The sequence below is a fragment of the Halochromatium sp. genome (assembly GCF_054919635.1).
Genome location: NZ_JBUDPI010000428.1, coordinates 1 through 2,804 on the forward strand (window position 1 = coordinate 1; position 2,804 = coordinate 2,804).

The window sequence follows — 2,804 nt, forward strand, 5'->3', positions numbered from 1 at the left end:
CCTCGCCACGGACGACTTGTCTCAGGGCCTCGCTGACCTTGACCAGGAAACGATCGCCGACAGCATGCCCGTAGCGATCATTGACGGGTTTGAAGCCGTCGAGATCGAGATAACAGACGGCGAGCGCGTTTCTCTTGCGTCGCAACTGAGCGATTGCGTGTTCCAGGCGATCGGTCAACAGCCGCCGGTTGGGCAAGCTCCTAGTCACATCATGGATGTATCCGTGCCAGAGCACGCTGCCGTCAGGCTGTCGCTGCGGACTGGCTTCGCCTTCCACCCATTGCGTTCGCCCATCGGGGAATCTGACTCGGTAGGTTTCCTGCCAGGTTGTTAGCGCCTCTGCAGAACGCTGGATCGACACCTTGATCCGTTCAAGGTCATCGGGATGAAGCACGGCGAGCACCGGGCTTGCGTCCTCCATCAAGGTATCTGGGTCAATGCCATAGATCGCCTTGACGCCCTCGCTGGCAAACGGAAACGCGCTGTGCCCGTCGGGCCAGCGCTGAAACTGATAGATCATGCCTGGCACGTGCGCAGCGATCTTCTCAATACGCTCATGAAGCTCTTGGATACGATCGCGCTCAAATGTCAGCGCCTCATACATCTGCAGCCGCGCACTCACATCGCGGGCGATCCCGAGCACGCCAACGAGGCCTCCCTCGGCGTCGAACATCGGTGTCTTAATCGTCTCAACCTGTTCCTGATGGCCGTCATCGGCAAAGATCAGGGTCTCTCGATTCAGGGTCGGGGCACCGGCGGCAATCGCATCGCGATCGCTTTGGCGAAACGCCGCTGCTTGCTCCGCTGCGACAAAGTCCGCATCGCGCCGGCCTATGACCTCGGCCTCGGTAGCGCCAACGAAACGCTCGAAGCGAGGGTTGCAGGCAAGGTAGACGCCATCCGGGTCTTTGAGCCAGACCAGATCCGGAATCGTGGCAATCAGGGTCTTGAGGAAGCTCTGTGCCTCTCGCAATCGCGCCTCGCTTCGTCGCAAGGCGCGCTCATCGCTCACGCGCTGCTCTTGGTCACGCAGCAACAGGCCAATCAGCACACCGATCAGGGGCAAGACGAACAGAAATGGAAGGGCAACATCCGTTAAGACCTGGATGCGCAGCGTCGCAGGCAAGAGGACGACCCAGGCCAATGAGGCGAGATGCACGGCGAAGCCAAAGGCAAGCAGAGTCCAGAACGTGACCTGAGCTCTGCCTCTGCGTCGCAGATGATAAAACAGCGACCCAAGCGCGGCTGCGGTCACGATGGTCGCAATGCCCATCATAACCCCCGGCCCACCGAGCCAAGCTCGGTAGCCAATGGCAACCAGCCCCGAGATGATCGCAGCCGGAATGCCACCGAATAGGCCCGCCATGCCGATCACGACAGTACGTCCGTCGAAGATCAACGGCCCAAACGTCACCGGATAGGCCATGCCCAACAGCGCTGTCACGCCAAACATCAGGCCGATCAGTGCCTGTGTCGATAGACGTTCGCGCGGCAAGCGCGCCATGAACAGGCCATGCGCCAACACGAGCGCCAACAGCAGCGAGGCGTTATGGATCAGCCCACCAAGGATGTTCATAAGCGGTTGCGCGAGCAGCTCCCAGGCTGAGACTGATGGCAAAACATCGCCGCTCCAGCGCTACATCGGAAAACCACCCCCCGGCGGAAAGCCGCCACCAGGTGGCATCCCGCCACCCATGCCCGGCGGCAGTCGCCCCTGCATCTGGCGCATCATCTTCGCCATGTTGCCGCCCTTCATCTTCTTCATCATCTTCTGCATCTGGGTGAACTGCTTCAGCAGCTTGTTCACGTCCTGCACCTGGGTGCCCGAGCCCGTGGCAATCCGCCGCCGGCGCGAGCCCTTGATGATCTGCGGGTGGGCACGCTCCATCGGCGTCATCGAGTCGACAATGGCGACCAGTTTCACCACCTCCTTGTCATTGACCTGGCTCTTCATGTGCTCCGGCATCTGACCAGCGCCGGGGAGCTTATCGAGCAGCCCAGCCATGCCGCCCATCGAGCTCACCTGCTTGAGCTGATCGCGAAAGTCGGTGAGATCGAAGCCCTTACCCTTCTTGATCTTCTTCGCCAGCTTCTCGGCCTTCTCGTGGTCGACCTTCTGCTGCATCTCCTCGACCAGCGAGACCACATCGCCCATGCCAAGGATTCGCGAGGCGATGCGGTCCGGATGGAAGGGCTCCAGCGCGTCGCTCTTCTCGCCAACGCCGAGGAACTTGATCGGCTTACCGGTGATCTCGCGAATCGAGAGCGCCGCACCGCCGCGGGCATCGCCATCGATCTTGGTCAGCACCACGCCGGTCAATGGCAGCGCGTCATGGAAGGCGCGCGCGGTCTTGGCCGCGTCCTGACCGGTCATGCTGTCGACCACGAACAGCGTCTCGACCGGCGTGACCGCGGCATGCAGGTCCTTGATCTCCTGCATCATGCGCTCGTCGATCGCGAGTCGACCCGCGCTGTCGACGATCAGCACATCCTGACCCTGGCGGCGTGCCGCGTCGAGCGCCGAGCGAGCGATCTCAACCGGCTGTTGCTCTGGAGTGCTTGGGAAGAAGCTGGCGTCGACCTCGGCCGCGACCGTGCGGAGCTGATCGATGGCTGCCGGACGATAGATATCGCAGCTGACCACCATCACGCTCTTCTTCTGGCGCCCTTTGAGATAGCGCGCCAGCTTGCCGGCACTGGTGGTCTTACCGGAGCCCTGCAGACCGGCGAGCAGGATCACCGCCGGCGGTTGCTGGCGCAGATCCAGCCCCTCGTTGGACTCGCCCATCAGACTGACCAGCTCG

At 62.0% G+C, this 2,804-nt stretch carries 2 protein-coding genes; both read right to left on the reverse strand.

Translation table 11 applies throughout. The annotated features are described in order from the left end of the window. A partial coding sequence (locus ACY693_RS17760) for a PAS domain-containing protein (RefSeq protein WP_462323140.1) occupies positions 1-1,576 on the reverse strand: 1,576 nt, incomplete at its 3' end. A 60-nt stretch (positions 1,577-1,636) separates the two neighbouring features. Further along, on the reverse strand, positions 1,637-2,804 hold a 1,168-nt coding region (ffh, locus tag ACY693_RS17765; RefSeq protein WP_462323141.1), incomplete at its 5' end, for a signal recognition particle protein.